The organism is Aquimarina sp. (assembly GCF_977115655.1).
Genome location: NZ_CDSBKO010000001.1, coordinates 18,211 through 37,056, shown reverse-complemented (window position 1 = coordinate 37,056; position 18,846 = coordinate 18,211). Strand labels below are relative to the sequence as shown.

At 32.2% G+C, this 18,846-nt stretch carries 16 protein-coding genes; 2 read left to right on the top strand and 14 right to left on the bottom strand.

Translation table 11 applies throughout. The features are described from left to right. Positions 1-12 precede the first annotated feature (12 nt). The 14 genes from pyrR to hisG all read right to left on the bottom strand — a co-directional run bounded on the left by pyrR (position 13) and on the right by hisG (position 16,871). Complete coding sequence (pyrR, locus tag ACZIYX_RS00120) at positions 13-552, bottom strand: bifunctional pyr operon transcriptional regulator/uracil phosphoribosyltransferase PyrR (RefSeq protein WP_462680150.1); 540 nt, start codon at positions 550-552, stop codon at positions 13-15. Positions 553-723: 171 nt separating this feature from the next. Next, positions 724-2,547: a 30S ribosomal protein S1 gene (gene rpsA, locus ACZIYX_RS00115; protein ID WP_462680149.1), complete on the bottom strand. Its 1,824-nt coding sequence runs from the start codon at positions 2,545-2,547 to the stop codon at positions 724-726. A gap of 200 nt (positions 2,548-2,747) precedes the next feature. Then, positions 2,748-4,841, bottom strand: coding sequence for an OmpA family protein (locus ACZIYX_RS00110; RefSeq protein WP_462680148.1), 2,094 nt, complete (start codon positions 4,839-4,841; stop codon positions 2,748-2,750). After that, positions 4,842-5,759: a PorP/SprF family type IX secretion system membrane protein gene (locus ACZIYX_RS00105; RefSeq protein ID WP_462680147.1), complete on the bottom strand. Its 918-nt coding sequence runs from the start codon at positions 5,757-5,759 to the stop codon at positions 4,842-4,844. A 4-nt stretch (positions 5,760-5,763) separates the two neighbouring features. Beyond that, positions 5,764-8,553: a gliding motility-associated C-terminal domain-containing protein gene (locus ACZIYX_RS00100; RefSeq protein ID WP_462680146.1), complete on the bottom strand. Its 2,790-nt coding sequence runs from the start codon at positions 8,551-8,553 to the stop codon at positions 5,764-5,766. Positions 8,554-8,726: 173 nt separating this feature from the next. Continuing rightward, positions 8,727-9,323: a bifunctional phosphoribosyl-AMP cyclohydrolase/phosphoribosyl-ATP diphosphatase HisIE gene (gene hisIE / locus ACZIYX_RS00095; RefSeq protein WP_462680145.1), complete on the bottom strand. Its 597-nt coding sequence runs from the start codon at positions 9,321-9,323 to the stop codon at positions 8,727-8,729. A 53-nt stretch (positions 9,324-9,376) separates the two neighbouring features. Further along, positions 9,377-10,132 carry an imidazole glycerol phosphate synthase subunit HisF gene (gene hisF / locus ACZIYX_RS00090; protein WP_462680144.1) on the bottom strand — a complete coding sequence of 252 codons (756 nt, stop codon included), beginning with the start codon at positions 10,130-10,132 and terminating at the stop codon, positions 9,377-9,379. Positions 10,133-10,383: 251 nt separating this feature from the next. Beyond that, positions 10,384-11,109 (bottom strand): 1-(5-phosphoribosyl)-5-[(5-phosphoribosylamino)methylideneamino]imidazole-4-carboxamide isomerase, encoded by a 726-nt coding sequence (gene hisA, locus ACZIYX_RS00085; protein WP_462680143.1) that lies wholly within the window; start codon positions 11,107-11,109, stop codon positions 10,384-10,386. Positions 11,110-11,250: 141 nt separating this feature from the next. Further along, positions 11,251-11,844, bottom strand: coding sequence for an imidazole glycerol phosphate synthase subunit HisH (gene hisH, locus ACZIYX_RS00080; protein WP_462680142.1), 594 nt, complete (start codon positions 11,842-11,844; stop codon positions 11,251-11,253). Positions 11,845-11,890: 46 nt separating this feature from the next. Further along, positions 11,891-12,346, bottom strand: coding sequence for a GNAT family N-acetyltransferase (locus ACZIYX_RS00075; protein WP_462680141.1), 456 nt, complete (start codon positions 12,344-12,346; stop codon positions 11,891-11,893). A gap of 54 nt (positions 12,347-12,400) precedes the next feature. Further along, on the bottom strand, positions 12,401-13,537 hold the full coding sequence (hisB, locus tag ACZIYX_RS00070; RefSeq protein ID WP_462680140.1) for a bifunctional histidinol-phosphatase/imidazoleglycerol-phosphate dehydratase HisB: 1,137 nt from the start codon (positions 13,535-13,537) through the stop codon (positions 12,401-12,403). Positions 13,538-13,637: 100 nt separating this feature from the next. Then, entirely contained in the window at positions 13,638-14,687 is a 1,050-nt protein-coding gene (hisC, locus tag ACZIYX_RS00065; RefSeq protein ID WP_462680139.1) for a histidinol-phosphate transaminase, read from the bottom strand. Further along, positions 14,684-15,994, bottom strand: coding sequence for a histidinol dehydrogenase (gene hisD, locus ACZIYX_RS00060; RefSeq protein WP_462680138.1), 1,311 nt, complete (start codon positions 15,992-15,994; stop codon positions 14,684-14,686). The genes hisC and hisD overlap by 4 nt, the downstream gene beginning before the upstream one ends. 19 nt (positions 15,995-16,013) lie before the next feature. Then, a complete protein-coding gene (gene hisG, locus ACZIYX_RS00055) occupies positions 16,014-16,871 on the bottom strand; it encodes an ATP phosphoribosyltransferase (RefSeq protein ID WP_462680137.1) in 858 nt (285 codons plus the stop codon). 346 nt (positions 16,872-17,217) lie between these two features. On the opposite strand from hisG, the gene ACZIYX_RS00050 reads away from it, so the two are divergent. Both ACZIYX_RS00050 and ACZIYX_RS00045 read left to right on the top strand, forming a co-directional pair. After that, on the top strand, positions 17,218-18,141 hold the full coding sequence (locus ACZIYX_RS00050; RefSeq protein WP_462680136.1) for an OmpA family protein: 924 nt from the start codon (positions 17,218-17,220) through the stop codon (positions 18,139-18,141). A gap of 13 nt (positions 18,142-18,154) precedes the next feature. Next, entirely contained in the window at positions 18,155-18,691 is a 537-nt protein-coding gene (locus ACZIYX_RS00045) for a hypothetical protein (protein WP_462680135.1), read from the top strand. Positions 18,692-18,846: the final 155 nt, after the last annotated feature.

The window sequence follows — 18,846 nt, the reverse complement described above, 5'->3', positions numbered from 1 at the left end:
TTATTCAAAAGTTTAATTATCTATCAGATATACGGCATCTTCACCATCATTTTCTATCCAAAGGACTTTTACTTTTTCTTTATTAATAGCATCTACTTGCCTGCCCCTGTAATTTGGTTGTATTGGTAAATGCCTGCTAAAACGCCTGTCTATTAGTGTTAATAATTCTATTTCTTGCGGTCTCCCAAAAGACTGCATAGCAGTTAAAGCTGCCCTGATACTTCTGCCCGTATATAAAACATCGTCAATAAATACTATACGCTTATCTTCGACCACAAAATCAATATGGGTTTTATTTGCTTCCAAAATTTTCTCTCCTCGTCTAAAGTCATCTCTATAAAAAGTGATATCAAGGTATCCCAGGTTTATTTCCTTAACCTGGTATTTTTCAACTAAAATGCTTTTAATTCTATTTGCAAGAAAGGCTCCCCTTGGTTGTATTCCTATTAAAACGGTATCTTTAAAATGCGTATGATTTTCTATTAATTGACAAGCCAAACGGTGCAGAATTATATCAATTTCTTTTGCACTAAGTAGTAGTTTTTGACTCATAATCTCCAAATAGATATCTGGAGTACAAAAGTAATGAAATTTTACGATTATTGTATTAGTAATAACAGTAAAAAATAAAACTTCATTGGTGCCTTTACATTTTTTATAACTAAAAAAGGCTGTTCTTACGAACAACCTTTTTTATAATTATGTATAAAAGTTTAAAGAAAATTAATTCTCTCCTTTTTCCATTTTAGCTTTAAGATCTGCTAATGCGTCTATATCACCAAGAGTAGTTTTTTCTGAAGAAGTACTACTAGCGGCTTTTTTAGCGGCTTGTTTAACAATTTTAGCTTCTTCTTCTTTAAATAAAGATGTATGAGAAGCAACCACTCTCTTGAATTCTTTATTAAATTCAATTATTTGGAATTCTGCTTCATCTCCTTGCTTTAATTTGCTTCCATCTTCTTTTTCAAGATGACGAGCAGGAATAAAAGCAATGATATCTTCGTTAAAGTCGATTGTAGCTCCTTTATCAACAATCTCTCCAATTTTAGCGGTATGTTTGGTTCCAACAGCAAAATCAACTTCGTATTTATCCCAAGGATTTTCTTCTGTTTGCTTATGGCCTAAACTTAATTTACGTCCTTCTACGTCTAATTCAAGAACTACAACATCCAGTTTATCTCCTACGCTTGTAAAATCTGAAGGATGTTTAATTTTCTTAGTCCATGAAAGATCAGATATATATATTAATCCATCGATACCTTCTTCTAGCTCTACAAATACTCCAAAGTTTGTAAAGTTACGAACAATACCATTGTGTCTGGAACCTACAGGATATTTATTGGTAATGTCTGTCCAAGGATCTGGAGTTAATTGTTTTATACCCAGAGACATTTTGCGTTCTTCTCTATCCAAAGTAAGGATTACAGCTTCTACCTGATCTCCAACTTTTACAAAATCCTGAGCAGAACGTAAATGTGTAGACCAAGACATTTCAGAAACGTGAATTAATCCTTCTACTCCTTCTTCTACTTCAATAAAAGCACCGTAATCTGCAATAACAACTACTTTACCTTTAACTTTATCACCTACTTTAAGATCTTTATCAAGAGCTTCCCATGGGTGAGGTTTTAATTGTTTAAGACCTAACTGGATACGTGTTTTAGCTTCATCAAAATCTAAAATAACAACGTTCAGCTTTTGATCCAATTCAACAATCTCATTTGGATGGTTGATTCTTGACCAAGAAAGATCTGTAATATGAACAAGTCCGTCAACTCCTCCAAGATCAACAAATACACCGTAAGAAGTAACATTCTTAACAGTACCTTCTAATACCTGACCTTTTTCTAACTGACCAATAATTTCTTTTTTCTGCTCTTCAATATCTGCTTCGATAAGAGCTTTATGAGATACTACAACGTTTTTGAATTCGTGATTGATTTTAACCACTTTAAACTCCATTGTTTTACCAACATACGCATCATAATCACGAATTGGTTTTACATCAATCTGAGAACCTGGCAAGAACGCTTCGATACCGAATACGTCTACAATCATACCTCCTTTAGTTCTGCATTTCACAAAACCATTTACTATTTCACCACTATCATGAGCACCATTTACTCTGTCCCAAGCTTTTATTACACGGGCTTTACGGTGTGATAATACCAATTGCCCTGTAGAATCTTCACGAACGTCGATTAAAACTTCAACTTTGTCTCCTACCTTAAGGTCAGGATTGTAACGAAATTCGTTTAATGAAATAACACCTTCGCTTTTTGCGTTAATATCGATGATAGCATCACGATCAGTAATATTTATTACTGTTCCCATTACTACCTCATCATTTAAGGTGTCTACAAAATTTTCTGCTACTAACTGTTCAAACTCTTCTAATTTAGAATCTTCGATAGGGTCAATTCCCTCTTCGTAGTTATGCCAGTTAAAATCTTTTAAGAATTGTTCAGGGTTTACTTGTACCGGAGATTGAGCTATCGCTTCATTCTCTACTTCCTGAACGTCTGTGTTTTTTGTTTCTTCAGACATTGAAGATAAATATTTGTATTCTGTATATCACTGAGAATCAACGCGAAAATTACACAGAAGCATTAATTAAAGATTAACTCATCCCTTTTTAATTCTCTTATTCGCTAAAAAGGAGTGCAAAACTACGATTTAATTTATTAGAAAACAATTATTTAATATCTTAGTTTCTGTTTTGGATAACACAAGATATCTTTAATTGCTTAAAATTCAATAATTTCAAATTCACTCCTTCTGTTTATTTGATGATCTTCTTCTGTACAAGTTTTACTATCACAATCAATTAAAGGTTCTGATTCTCCAAACCCTACAAACTGCATTCTTCTTGCATTTACATACCCTACAAGTGCCAGATAATTACGGGTTGACTCTGCTCTTTTTGCAGACAGAACCTGGTTATATGTTTCTGTCCCTCTACTATCTGTATGTGAACTTATATTGATATATACTGTCTTGTACCTTTCTAATTTTAAGGCCAGTTTATCTAATACTTTTTTAGAATCCGCGCGTATATTCCATTTATCGTAATCAAAATAAATCGGTGGCATATCAAAATACAATTTCCCATTTTTTTCTATTACAGGAGGTCCATCTTTATCTGCCAAAAGAATTTCTCTAAGCCTGTCCTTAGTAATTTCTTCTTTTCTGTTTTTTGTATCCGAAGAGTTTATTACAGTGCGCTCTACAATGGTTATCGTATCATTAGTAGATTTTTTTATTTGTTCTCCATTTTCATTAAAAGTAACGTCTTCTTTACTTCCGGACTTATCCAAATATACTATATAGGTCTCTTCTTCTTTTTCTTTTACAATCAAAGGCTTGGTTCTTGTTTTGTAACCATCTGCCGAGGCTTTAAAATTATATCTGCCAGGAAATATTTTAAGATCAAAACTTGCTATAGAATCTAATTGACTTTCATAAATCATTTCATTATCATTATTCAATAAAATCACATCAGAGTTTGCTATATAATTATCTGTGGCAAAATCCCTTATTTCAAAATAAGCCCTGTATTCTTTCGGAAAAATATCTCCTACCTGAGAAAAGGAATATATATCATCTCCTGCTTTTTTACGATTAGAAGCAAAAAATCCATCTGTTTTGTTATAATAGGATAAAGAAAAATCATCAAAACTAGAATTAACAGGTACTCCCAGATTAACTGGTCGTGTAAACTCATCTTTTTTTAATTCTGAAACAAAAATATCCATCATGCCTAATCCTAAATGACCATTAGAGGAAAAAAACAAGTGTCCGTCGTTAGAAATAAAAGGAAATTGTTCTCTGTTTTCTGTATTAATTGTTGGTCCAAGATTAACAGGGTTACCATAGGTTCCATCCTGATTAACATCTACATAATATAAATCAAAATCACCATAACCTCCAGGCATATCAGAACTGAAATATAATTTATTTTCCTCTGCATTTAAAGCTGGATGCTCTATAGAGTAATGGATATCATTAAATTCTAATTTTTCTGGTTTTGACCATTTTCCATCTACTTTAATAGCTTTGTACAAGTGAACAGAATTATTATGAATACTGTCAAATTTCTTTTTTCCTTTTTCAGAATTACTTTTTGACAAATACATGGTATTACCATCTACTGTAAAACAAAAGTTACCTTCATGAAGTTTAGAGTTTATCGATTTTGAAATAGTCTCTTCTTTTGTTATTGGGTTATTGCTTTGATCTACTGTAACTTTATAGATATCCAAAAATGGGCGATGTGTCCATTTATAATTTTTATCTAAAGGGCTATAAGGACTTCTATCTGTTGTAAAGTATATTACACTATCTCTTTTTACTGCCCCAAATTCTGATGCTTCAGAATTAAAGGAAACGCTTTTTATAACATAATCATCATCTTTTAATTTAAAATCTTCAATTATAGATATCGCCTCTGATTTACTAAAATCTCTTATTGTATTATTCGTTTTATACAGATACAAAAAATCAATTGATTTTTCATATTCGCCTAATGCAGATAAAACCTGGTACATCATAAAGTTATATCTATTATCATACGTTTTATCTTTGTCATAAAACTTGCCAGATGTTAACATTTTAAGGTATCGGTATGCTTGTCTGAATTTAAAAGTATTATAATAGGACGTGGTAATATTTTGAAGTATATGTTTTGTATATCCTTCTTTATTTAATTCTCCTTCGTATTCTAAAGAAGCGTTTAAATAATCTCCTTTTTCAAAAAAACGATCTGCTCTGCCTTTACTTTGTGAAAAAGTTATCTGAGTAATCAGTACCGTTATTAATAGTAATATCTTAGTCTTTATCATTTAGAAAAATCTTGGAGAGGAATATTTTTTACTGTATTTCAAAAGGTCAAAATTAAAGAGCAACACTATCTCATGACTACCATTATTATAACCGCTTAACTCACTAACACTAAAATCATAAGAGTATCCTACTTTTAGGTTTTGGGTAATATTAAAGCCTGCCAATGCAATAAAAGAGTCTGTATATCTATAAGATATTCCTAATTCGAACTTATCGTAAATTAGTGAATTTATAGAAAGATCAAAGGTTAAAGGAGAGTCTAAAACCTGCTTAATAACCATAGATGGTTTTAATTTTACTTCATTGACAAAATCAAAAACATATCCAAAAACACCATATATATGTGTTTTTGTTTGTGCTACTCCTATCCCATCAATATCTATATCGCTCGGTAAAAGATTTGGAGAAGAGATTCCTGCATAAAAATTATTGGTAAACAAATATAATCCTGCTCCTATATTTAACTGTGTTGTAGATGTATTATCTGCAAACGCAGGATCTGTTGCCACATCAGAACCCGAAGGATTTATTTTAAAACTATTAATCCCGGCTTTTAATCCGTAGGATAATCTTGCTTTATCTGAAATTCTGGTTATGTATGCAAAATCAACATTTGCATAATCATTAGTAACCGGTATAGCATCCCCTATTTTATCATTTACATAATTTACACTTAGTTCTATTTTTTGACTCATAGGAATATTAGCAAAAACATTTGCTGTTTGGGGAGATCCTTCTATTCCTGTCCACTGTTTTCTATACAAAATACCTGTAGAAATCAAACCGCTTTGCCCTGTTGCATAGGCAGGGTTAACGGTACTCATATTATACATATATTGTGAGTATTGAGGTTCTTGCTGGGCGTGTGTTACCGAGCAGAAAACTACAGTTAGTATAAAAATTAATTTTAACTTCATTATTTTATCTGCTTAGGTAAAAACTTCCTTGAATTGGTAAGTTGTTTTCAAAATTTGGTGTGAAAATATAAAAATAGGTTCCCGATGGAAGATCGTCTCCTAATCTTACCGATATATTACTTTCTCCTCTAAACTCTTCTGTATTACTATTTCCTTCATAAACAATACTACCGTATCGGTTATAAATTTTTAAGTCAAAATCAGGGAATGCCTCAGGAATATTATATACTCCATCTATTAATAAATCAAACGTATCATTTTGATTATCTCCATTAGGAGAAACTCCGTCTTGAAAGTCAAGCGTGCACAATTCTCCGTTTACAAATCTTTCTCCTATGTTCAAAATATCAATATCCACTTTTAGTCTTTCAGACTCACAATTATCTGTATCTACTGTGGCTATATAAAAAACCTGATTATCATAAAGTAATGGATTATCCGTGATTGGCGTGTTGCTCTCTAATGTGGTATACCAATTATAATTTAACACATCTACTTCGATATCTTCTAATCGTTTGGCGTCCAGAATACAAAATTCTTGTGCAGGGACAACCGGAATTGGCAAATCTACTATCTGAATTGAAACATTTAAGGAAGATTGATCACATGGTTGTGTATTTGTTATCACATATCTAAAATTGTAGATATTGTTTGTTAAAGTTTCGAATTGTACTATACCTTCTGTCGTTAAAGCATTTGTATTATCGGTGTCTTCAAAAATACCTGTACGTGGTGTATCCCTGTCTAAAAGCGAGTATAAGTTAACACTTCCATCTGTCTTACAAAAAGTTTCACTACGATCATTACCTATAGTTAATGGCTCTACAATTGTTATAATCACTGTAGATGTATCTGCTGTAGAACAACCATCATTACCAGGAACAGTATACAAGTAGTTTCCTGCGCCTAATACTGGTAACATATCATTAGTTATATCAAACGTACCTAAATGATCCGAGGATGTATACCCAAATGGACCTTCCCAAGTACCTGTGGTATCCGGATTACCTCCCAACAAATCAAAAAGGGTTATTGTTAAATTATCTGAACACAATGTCGTGGCTGCATCTTCTCCTGCATTTGGTTCTTTATATATGGTAAATGTTAGATTTGCTGCTTCTACACAGCCTCCGGCACTTGTCGTAGTATATGTAAACACAAATGTTTGGTTACTGCTTAAATTTGGAAAAACAAATGTATTATCTATTATATCCCCCGCTGGATTTGTCCAAACCCCAGTTGTTGAAATAACACTTCCATTTGTGTTAAGTAAACTCCTAAGATCTACTTGTCCTAAGGATTCACATAAGCTAATGTCTTTTGTGTCTTCTCCTGCATATTCAAAAGGAAGAATTTCTATAGTTACCTGGGCACTCATTATATCACATGGATGCTCACAATAATTAATTTCGCCAGGAGAAGCAAACGGGTTACAAATTTCTGGTTGAGATTGACAATTTATGGTTGGGCTTACCGCATATTCGAATACATAAATTCCTGGTGTCGCCAGATGTGTATTTATTTTTCCTCGATACCTATAATCGGCAGGTCGAGGGTTTTCAACCGCTGAAGGTTGTTTACTTACTCCCAAATCACCACCATCCGGACTGGAAACCACATTCCAATTAACATAATAATCGTCGTTATATTTAAAATTAAAAGCTCCTTCTGCTGTAAATTCTAACAAATCAAATAATTCAAAATCTCCAGGAATTAAATTGCTACATATCTTAGGTGGTGCATTTGGTTGTATAAAAGGTCGTAATTGTTCGTAAAGTGTAAAACTAACTGTAGTTGTATCATTTGCACAAACACCAGACCGTTGTTCGACCATGTATTTATATTCATAAGACTCACATCCAAACCTTAAATTATTGCCCCCATCGATAAGTGTATTATATAGTTGTCTTAGATTAATTTGAGAGTCCTGAGCGTCTGAAATTTGATTGGTAGGATCTAAATCCGGAAGCCATACTCCTTCTATATCTTCATTAAGCAGATAAAGATCATCTCTTAAGTTAATATCTACATCATATACTCCTGCCAAAAGATCGTCTTCACAAATAATAATAGGACCAGATTCTCCTGAATCTACTTGTCGTACTATAGCAATCCTAACTGTTGTTTCTTCGAATGGACTACAAGGTGTTATACCAGGAACACGATATGTAAATTCAAATGTTTCCTGATCTACTCTGGGTAATCCGGGTTGATATGGTATAATTGCATTAAAACCTGAACCTTTATCATTAAAACCTCTAAAGTTTGGACTAGTACCATTATACGTCCAGGTTCCATTTCTATGTGGTGGTGGTATTTTATCATCTTGGACAAAAGCTGTAAACAAATCAAAAGTCTCAGAATCACAACCTTGTGCATTTACATTTAGTGTTCCGGACCTAGGCAATGCAACACCAGAATACGGACCTAAAATTAATCTTACTGTCCTAAACGGTGTGTCTCCACAGGTTGCATTTTTCAATTCGAATGCATAATCGTTTTGAGTGGCCACTGTAGTAGAATTTTGTAATGCCCACATCGATAAATTACCTGTTGCAGGATCAAATGCTATATTAAACTCTGGCGCAATGTTCCATACACCATCTGTAATAGTGGTTCCTGTTTCTGTATATAAATTAATAATACCATCAGGGTCTCCATCGGTATCAAAATCTATATTTTCCATATTACATTTATTAATATCTGGAAGAGCCTGATTACATTGCGAATAGGTTATCTGTACATTTACGAATAATACTATTATAGAAATAGATACCTTACTAATATATTTCAAAATCGATTTTTTTTAATGAACATTAAATATCTAAAATCCTTGGATTTAGACAGATGATATATCTCAAAAATTAATTTGGATATGAAAGGGTAGGAAAATTTCATGCAAATATATACATATTTACTTTAAAACCATATTGTAAAAATAGTTTCTCTTTTAAATTTATATATACTCTAAATTCTCGATTTCAAAATTTCTTCAATATCCTGTAACTTACACTCTTTTGCCTGTAATAATATTAAGTAATGAAACAACAAATCTGCGCTTTCATTTAAAAACAATTCTTTATTATCGTCTTTTGCTTCTATTACAACTTCTACAGCTTCCTCTCCTACTTTTTGAGCTATTTTGTTAATCCCTTTTCTAAACAGAGATGCTACATACGATGTGGTATCTTCTTGGTTTTCTTTTCGATTTTGGATAACTTTTTCTAATTGAGATAAAAAACCAAAAGAACTTTTATTCTCCATATTCCAACATGTATCTGTTCCTGTATGACAAGTTGGACCTACCGGATTTGCAAAAACTAATAACGAATCCCGATCGCAATCACTCTTTATGTCAACAAGGTTTAAAATGTTACCACTTTCTTCTCCTTTTGTCCATAATCTTTTTCTTGATCTGCTATAAAATGTAACTTTTTTGGTTTCTATTGTCTTGTTATATGCTTCTTCGTTCATATATCCAAGCATTAATACATTTTTAGTGACTGCATCTTGTACAATTGCAGGAACAAGTCCGTCTTTATTTTTTTGGAAGTCTATTTTCATGGTTTCTTTTAATTATTTCAAAATACTATATACTTTAATTTTTGAAACTTTATTTATAATCTCACGGGGATTTTGTTGTCCCGCAATGTTTGTTTTAAATCTTTAATTTTTATTTCTTTAAAATGAAAAACACTTGCTGCTAATGCTGCATCTGATTTTCCTTTTGTAAAAGTATCTACAAAATGTTGCATATTACCTGCTCCGCCTGAAGCAATTATAGGAATATTTAATTCTTCAGACAGTTTGCATAATGCTTCGTTGGCAAATCCATCTTTGGTACCGTCGTTATCCATAGATGTAAAAAGAATTTCTCCTGCACCTCGTTTTTCGACTTCTTTTGCCCAATCCAATAAATCTAAATTTGTTGGTACTTTACCTCCTACAAGGTGTACTATCCATTGTCCGTTAATCTGTTTTGCATCTATAGCAACCGTTATACATTGCGATCCAAATTTTGCTGCAAGATCATTAATTAGTTGTGGATTTTTTACTGCAGATGAATTTACAGAAACTTTATCAGCACCATTTTGCAATAATATATCCACATCTTCTATAGAAGATATACCACCACCTACTGTAAAAGGTATGTTTACTTTTTCGGCAACCCGAAGTACTAAGTCTGCCAACGTTTTCCTTCTTTCTTCTGTAGCCGAGATATCCAAAAACACTAACTCATCTGCTCCTGCTTTTGAGTAGGCTTCAGCAAGTTCTACGGGATCACCGGCATCTCGCAAATCCACAAAATTGATCCCTTTTACTGTTCGTCCGTTTTTTATATCCAGACAGGGTATAATTCTTTTTGTTAACATGATTTACTACTTTTTTACTTAAATTTGAGTGTTTTTCACTCGGTTTTGAATGTTTTTTAATCTATTTCAGTATAAGAATTCAAACTATACTTATTTCTTATATTTATAATCAATAAACGAAGATGTCTAAAAAGCAGTAGCCTAATTGTCAAACTGAGCTTGTCGAAGTTTTTAATCTACTAGTTATAAATTAGTCTTTGACAGACTCAGACTTACAATATTTAAAATTTTGATTTTTTAGACAGCTTCATTTACTTACTTAAAATATATTGTTCTAATTGTTTTAGGCTAATTCTGTTTTCATAAATTGCTTTTCCTATAATAGTACCTTCACAACCTATTTCTGCTAATTTGGGTAATTCATCAAAGGTTGAAATTCCTCCCGATGCGATTAATTTAATATTATTTGTTTTTTCTAAAATTCTTTGATACAACTCAAAAGATGGTCCTTGTAGCATCCCGTCTTTACTTATGTCGGTACAAATAACATAGGTTATACCTTGGTTTTGATACTCATTAATAAAAGGAATCAATTCTTTATCACTTTCTTCTTGCCAACCACTTACTGCTATTTTTTCGTTATTAGCATCTGCTCCTAAGATGATTTTATCTGTCCCAAATTTTTGTATCCAGGATGTAAAAGTTACAGGGTCTTTTATAGCAATACTACCTCCTGTTACTTGATCTGCACCACTTTCAAAAGCTATTTTTAGATCTTTATCTGTTTTTAATCCACCTCCAAAATCAATTTTTAAATTGGTTTTAGAAGCTATTAGCTCTAATACTTTATGATTAACTATGTGTTTGGATTTTGCGCCATCCAGATCTACCAAGTGTAAATATTCAATTCCGTGTGCTTCAAACTCTTTCGCAACTTCCAAAGGGTTTTCATTATATATTTTTTTTGTACCATAATCTCCCTTAGAGAGCCGAACGCATTTTGCGTCTATAATATCTATTGCTGGTATTATTCTCATATTTTTTTGATATAATATGTATTAAGTCTTAAGTATTAGGTTTGTTTGATGCTTCGTTGAAGTGAATAATTCATATTTCGAATTTCTTTGCAAGAATTAAGAAGAATATTTATTTGGTTTTTATTTGCTCCATTTATACTTCTAATTTCTACTTTTTAACTTCAAGAAATTCTCTAATATTCTCTCTCCTGCTACACTACTTTTTTCGGGATGAAATTGAGTGCCATAAAAATTATTTTTTTGTAAAGCTGTACTGTATGTAACTCCATATTTAGTTTGTGCAACGGTATCTTCTGTTACCGGTGCATAATAACTATGCACTAAATAGATATATTCATTTTCATTAATTCCATTAAACAAAGGAGAATCCAAAGCTTCTATCTGATTCCATCCTATTTGTGGTACTTTTACATCTTTATTAAATCGAACTACATCTACATCAAAGATGCCTAATCCTTTGGTATCTCCCTCTTGAGTATGATTACACATTAATTGCATTCCCAAACAAATTCCTAAAACTGGTTGTTTAAGCTCAGAAATTAATAGATCTAATCCTGAATCCTTAAGTTTTTGCATGGCACTGCTCGCTTCTCCTACCCCTGGAAATATAACTTTATCTGCTGCTTTAATCTCTTCTGGATTATTGCTTAATATAGCTTGGTACCCTAATCGCTGTATTGCAAATTTTATAGATTGGATATTTCCTGCCCCATAATCAATAATTACAATTTTCATATTTTATATTTTATAGCTATTTAGTATGCTGACTTATATGGGTATACTAATTTTTTATTATTTTTTCAAAGCACACGCTGTTTTTGACACCGGCATATTGACCATAGTTAGCAACTATTTTGTATCCATTCTTTTTATATAAATGAATAGCTTCTGGTTGCTTATTTCCTGTTTCTAACAAACATTTTTGATACGATAGTTCTGCTGCCCAATTTTCTAATTCTAACAGTATTTTAGAAGCAATACCTTTTCCTCTTGCTTTTGGCAGTGTATACATCCGTTTTACTTCCATCGCAACGCTATTGTATTCTTTAATTGCTCCGCAAGCAACCGCTTCGTCATTACTATATGCAACAACAACATATTTAATTAGATCGATTTTATTGAATTGCGCATAAAAAGAATGTTCTTCCCCATCTCTGATTGCCAAGTCTATATCCAAATGTTTTACCAGTTCTATAAAATCTTTATTTTCTGAATTTGTTCTTACAATTTTTATCATTAGATTTTCTTTCTCTACAATCAATTTTTACTTTTATTAAAAAATTCAGACAATTTACAAGACTCCTTTGGTACTTGGCAAAATCATTTTATCCGGATCCTGCTTTACTGCTACTTTTATTGCTTTGGCAAAAGCTTTAAAAATAGCTTCTATTTTATGGTGTTCATTAGTACCTTCAGCTTTAATATTTAGGTTTGCTTTTGCACCATCGGTAAAAGATTTAAAAAAATGAAAAAACATTTCTGTAGGCATTTTACCTATCATTTCACGTTGAAATTCTGCATCCCAAACCAACCAATTACGTCCTCCAAAATCAATAGCTACCTGGGCTAAACAATCATCCATTGGCAAACAAAAGCCATAACGTTCTATACCTAATTTGCTACCTAAAGCTTTACTAAAAACTTCACCCAAAGCTATTGCTGTATCTTCGATAGTATGATGTTCGTCTACCTCCAGATCTCCTGCAACTTTAATATCCAAATCCATTTGCCCATGACGTGCAATCTGATCCAACATGTGGTCAAAAAAATCTAATCCTGTACTAATATTGCTTTTACCGGTACCATCCAGGTTAAGTTTTATATAAATATCGGTTTCGTTAGTTTTTCTGGAAATCTCTGCTCTACGGTCTTTTAGTTTTAAAAATTCATATATTTTTTGCCAATCATTACTCTCCAGAGCTATAAAATTATTTAGTTCTTCTCTTTTAATAGTAATCTCGCTAGTTCCTAAATTGGTATTATCATTAATAAAAATACCTTTAGATCCAAGATTTTTTGCTAACTCTATATCTGTTAAACGATCCCCTATTACAAATGAATTTTCTAAATCATACTCTTCAGAAAAATATTCGGTTAACAAACCTGTTCCTGGTTTACGAGTATTGGCATTTTCATGCGGAAAAGTTCTATCCAGAAAGACTTTATTAAATACTACGCCTTCGTTTTCAAAAGATTTTATAATAAAATTATGTACCGGCCAAAAGGTGTCTTCTGGAAAAGCATCAGTACCTAAACCATCCTGATTCGTAATCATTACCAGTTCATAATCTAATTCTTGAGCTATTTTACCTAAATATGTAAATGCTTTAGGATAAAATATCATTTTTTCAAATGCATCTATTTGCTCGTCTACTGTTTCTTTAATGATCGTGCCATCACGATCTATAAATAATACTTTCTTTTTCATGTGTCTATATGTATTTTTTCAGAGGTTAAATGGAGGCTTCGATGATTAAAATAATCATTGCCTTGTGTGTTTACTATTTTTTTATCGTGCCTGTTTTTATTTATATTTTTTTCAAAGCTTCTATTACTATTTTATTTTCTTTAGCTGTTCCTACTGTAAATCTTAACGTGTTTTCACACAAAGGCTGTGTGCTTCTATTGCGTACTACGATTCCTTCTTTAATTAGCTGATCATACCTTTTGTTTGCGTCATCAACCCTTACTAAAATAAAATTTGCATCGCTGGGAAAAATTTTTTCTACAAAAGATATTGTAGATAGTGCTTCTTGCAGTTTAGCACGCTCTTCTATAATACTTTTTATTTCGTTTTTAACATTATGTTCTTCTATAACTCGTTGCAATGCTCGTTGCTGGGTTAGCTCGTTTATATTATATGGTGGTTTAATTTTATTTAAAACACTAATTATTTCTTCGGAAGCATAGCAAATACCTAATCGGGTACCTGCTAAACCATAGGCTTTGGATAACGTTTGTGTTACTATAAGATTTGGGTACTGCTTAATAGCCGATATCCAACTTTTTTTATTTGTAAAATCGATATATGCTTCATCAATTACTACCACTCCGTTAAATCTCTCCAAAATTTGCTGTATTCGATCTTGCTCGATTAAATTACCAGAAGGGTTATTGGGAGAGCATATAAATATCACCTTAGAATCTGTATTTATCTTCCTGAATATTTCTTCTACATTTGGTTGAAAATCTTTATCCAGTTGCACTTGTTGCTCTTCAACATTATTAATGTTTGCTAACACCGTATACATCCCGTATGTTGGTGGTAACGTTATAATATTATCTTTTGCAGGTTCGCAAAATGCTCTAAATATCAAATCTAATACCTCGTCACTACCATTGCCCAGAAGTATGTTTTTATTGGATATATTTTTTTGTTTTGCCAATACTGCCTTTAGATTTTTTTGCTGTGGGTCGGGATATCTGTTCACTCCGTTTTCATACGGGTTTTCGTTTGCATCCAAAAAAATCATTTTGGCATCAAAATCTGTAAACTCATCTCTGGCTGAACTATAGGCTTTAAGATGTAAAATATTCTTGCGAACCAGTTGTTTTATATCGAATTGTATTTTATTCATTTCTTTTTTTTTACCAAACCTTGAAGGTTTATTTTTTCTAACCTTAATGTTACTGCATTTTTATGCGCTTGCAAGCCTTCTGCTTCAGCCATTAACTCAATAGCGTTTCCTATTTTAAGTATTCCTTCTTTAGATATTTTCTGAAATGTCATAGATTTCATAAAACTATCCAGATTAACGCCACTATATTGTTTTGCATACCCGTTAGTTGGTAAGGTATGATTGGTTCCTGATGCATAATCCCCTGCACTTTCCGGAGTATAATTACCTATAAATACAGATCCTGCATTACCAATATTATCAATATAAAATTCTTCATTTTTTACACATACGATAAAATGCTCTGGCCCATACTCGTTAATTAATTCCAGTGCTTCCTGATCGCTTATTACATATATGAGTTTTGAATTTGCTATTGCTTTTTCTGCTATTTCTTTTCTTGGTAATACACTACATTGTTTTATAATTTCTTTTTCTACATCTTCTATCATTTTTTTTGAGGTAGAAACCAAAATAACCTGACTGTCTTCACCATGTTCTGCCTGACTTAATAGATCCGATGCCACAAAAGAAGCATTGGCAGTATCGTCTGCAACCACCAATAACTCACTTGGGCCTGCCGGCATATCTATGGCTACACCAAACTTGGTTGCCAACTGTTTTGCTACTGTAACGAATTGATTACCGGGCCCAAATATTTTATATACCTGTGGGATCGTTTGTGTACCAAACGTCATTCCTGCAATTGCCTGAATGCCTCCTACTTTACATATTTTGGTTACCCCGCAGAGATTTGCTGTATATAATATAGCCGGATGTATTTCACCGTCTTGGTTTGGAGGTGTACACAAAACTATTTCTTTACACCCTGCTATGTTGGCAGGAACAGTTAACATCAAAATAGTCGAAAACAAAGGGGCTGTTCCTCCCGGAATATATAGTCCTACTTTTTGAATTGGTCTTTTTTCTTGCCAGCATTTTACCCCTGCTGTTGTTGTGACAGAAACTTTATCTGTTTTTTGTGCAGCATGAAAAGCTTCAATATTAGATTTTGCTAAGAGTATAGCATTTTTCAGATCCTGAGATATATTATTTTTTGCAGTTTGGATTTCTTCTTCGGATACTAAAACAGAATCTAATGTAACTTTATCAAATTTTTGAGTGTATCTCTGTATAGCTGTATCTCCTTCAATATCAACCTCTTTAAAGATATCCAAAACAATTTGTTCTATATCTGCTACACTTTGTGTAGGTCTTTTTAGGATTTCGCTCCAGGTTTCTTTATTTGGATTATATATTTTATTCATTTTATAATTATAGAGATTTTTATAATACCATTTTTTCGATCGGGCAAACCAGTATACCTTCTGCTCCTTCAGCTTTTAACTCGTCTAGTATATCCCAAAATTTATTTTTCTCTACAACGGTATGAATAGAACTCCATCCTTTTTCTGCCAATGGCAATACTGTAGGGCTCCTCATCCCCGGCAATATATTAACAATGGTTTCTATTTTATCATTGGGAGCGTTTAGCAACACATATTTAGAATTTCTTGCTTTTAAAACTGCTCTAATTCTAAATTGTAATTTTTCCAGTAGTTTTTTATTTTCGTTGGATATTTTAGGAGAAACAGCTAGTACTGCCTCTGAGGTAAGTATTACTTCTACTTCTTTTAGATTGTTTTTGAATAGTGTGCTACCGCTGGATACAATATCGCAAATAGCATCTGCTAATCCTATATTTGGTGCAATTTCTACAGACCCTGATATTTGGTGTAATTCTGCAGATATCCCTTGTTTATCTAAATACTCGTTAACGGTATTGGGATAAGATGTTGCAATTTTTTTACCTTCTAAATCCTTGATCGAATTATATTCAAACTCTTTTGGAACAGCCAGAGAAACTTTACACTTAGAAAAATTAAGGTGCTCTGCTATACTAATATCTTTTCCTTTTTCGATAAGCACATTTTCTCCTATGATAGCAATATCTACAACGCCATCTCTTAAGTATTGAGGAATATCCCCATTACGCAAAAACATAACCTCCATAGGAAAATTGCGTGTCTCAGCTTTTAATTGGTCTTTACCATTATCTATCGAAATCCCGCAGTCTTTTAATATAGTAACAGAATCTTCGTTTAGACGCCCGCTTTTTTGGATTGCAATTTTAATTTTTGACATAGTCATTTGGTTGTTTAATGTCTGACCAATTCAAAAACAAGTTTTAAAAGAAAAAACCCGTTTGAATTACTCAAACGGGTTTTTAAATATTATTGTGTTATACACATACCATACCTACCACGCATGAGCGAAAATGTAAGAATGATGATGATGTACGAATATATTTTTCATTTTTTTCTTTAAATCTGTGGCGAATTTATAAAAAATTATTTTCATGGAAAGCATTTAAACTTATTTTTTTGTTATTTATCTTTTTTGTTCTATTAATCTTATAGAATTTAGAGCCTATAATAGGTTGATTATAAACATTTTTATAACTTTAAGAAACTAATCTTAATCAACGCCTATGAAAAACTTATTCTCTTTTTTTATTTTCCTGTTATTTGCCTGTCTGGCAATGCGATGGTATTACTCGTGTAATTGGTGCAGAAAAGATACTGGTATAAATACTACTTATACAGAAGAAAAAATAAATCCTTATACAGATGCTTTGGCAAAAAAAGCATACGGGGATAGCATTGCTGCTTTATCAAAAACGGTAGGTTTATATGCAAAAGGACCGCAAAGCCAAGAGGTTTTTAGGTATGTAGAAAACCTAAAGATCAATAATACAAATGCAGATGTATTTATCCCTAAATCTTTAGAAGGGTTTGATAAGCAAATTGCAAATTATCTGGGCAAACATCAGGATCAAGAGCTTGTTATATACGGCTACAAAAATAATGATGAAAACAACGACAGTATTGATACAGGTACCGCCAGAGCTAACTTTATTAAAAACATACTTGTTGAAGCTGGTATTAATCCTGATCGAATTATATCCAAACCCAAACCTTATTCCTATCAGTACTCTAATGATGGTACTTATGAAGGAGGAATAGAATTAAATTTTAAAACCTTAAGTGAAACCCGAGTTGTTGAAGTAGAAAAAAGTATTGCCAACAGAACATTGTATTCTGACTTTGGTCAAAAAACTTTTCAACCTGATGCTACTTTATCTAATTATACACTAGAATTAAAAAATTATCTGGATAAATACCCAAATAAGTTTGTTACTATTATCGGGCATACTGATGATGTAGGAACCGATGAATCTAACCTATGGTATGGACAACAAAGGTCTGACAATGTAAAAGATTATTTGATTTCGCAAGGTATTCCTGAAAATAAAATTAAAGCTTTATCTAAAGGAGAGTCTGATCCTATTGCTCCAAATGACAGTGAAGAAAACAGAGCTAAAAACAGACGAATTGAAATAACAATAAACTAAATACATAACAACTATGCTGGATTTTTTAAATGAAACAAACTGGTGGTGTCTATTCTTGCTATTATTACTAGCTTTTTTATTAGGTTGGTTATTATCCCGATGGACAATTAAAAATAAATACAAAAAGGCTTTGGATGATTGTGAAAAAAGAAATGCATTACTTAAAAATGCCTCAAATATAAAAGCTAATTCAACATTCTCCGGGTCTATAAATCTGGACGATCCTATTTCAAACAATGATATTAAAGCTATTAAAACCAGAGATCACGGAGGAATATCTGTTGCAAACGATCAAGAAAAGCCAAAATTAAATTTTGACAGCTTTGGTAAAGCAGATGCTTCCCAGAAAGATGATTTAAAGCTAATAAGTGGTGTAGGACCGTTTATTGAAGAAAAACTAAATAGTATAGGTATTTACACTTTTGATCAAATTAGCAAGTTTACAAAAGAAGATATAGAAACAGTTACTACTTTAATTCAATTTTTTCCTGGTAGAATCGAACGGGATAAATGGACCAAACAGGCTCTAAAGCTTAAAAATAAAGAATAGTTTTTTATTTATAAGTTCTTATACCAATTATAATCCAACTAAACATACTATATATAATAACGCCTTCAAAAAATAGATGAAGGCGTTGTTGTTTGTTATTATACTGTGAAGTCGTTTAAACTTTTTTAATTCTGGCTAAAAACTGTTATTTTTTG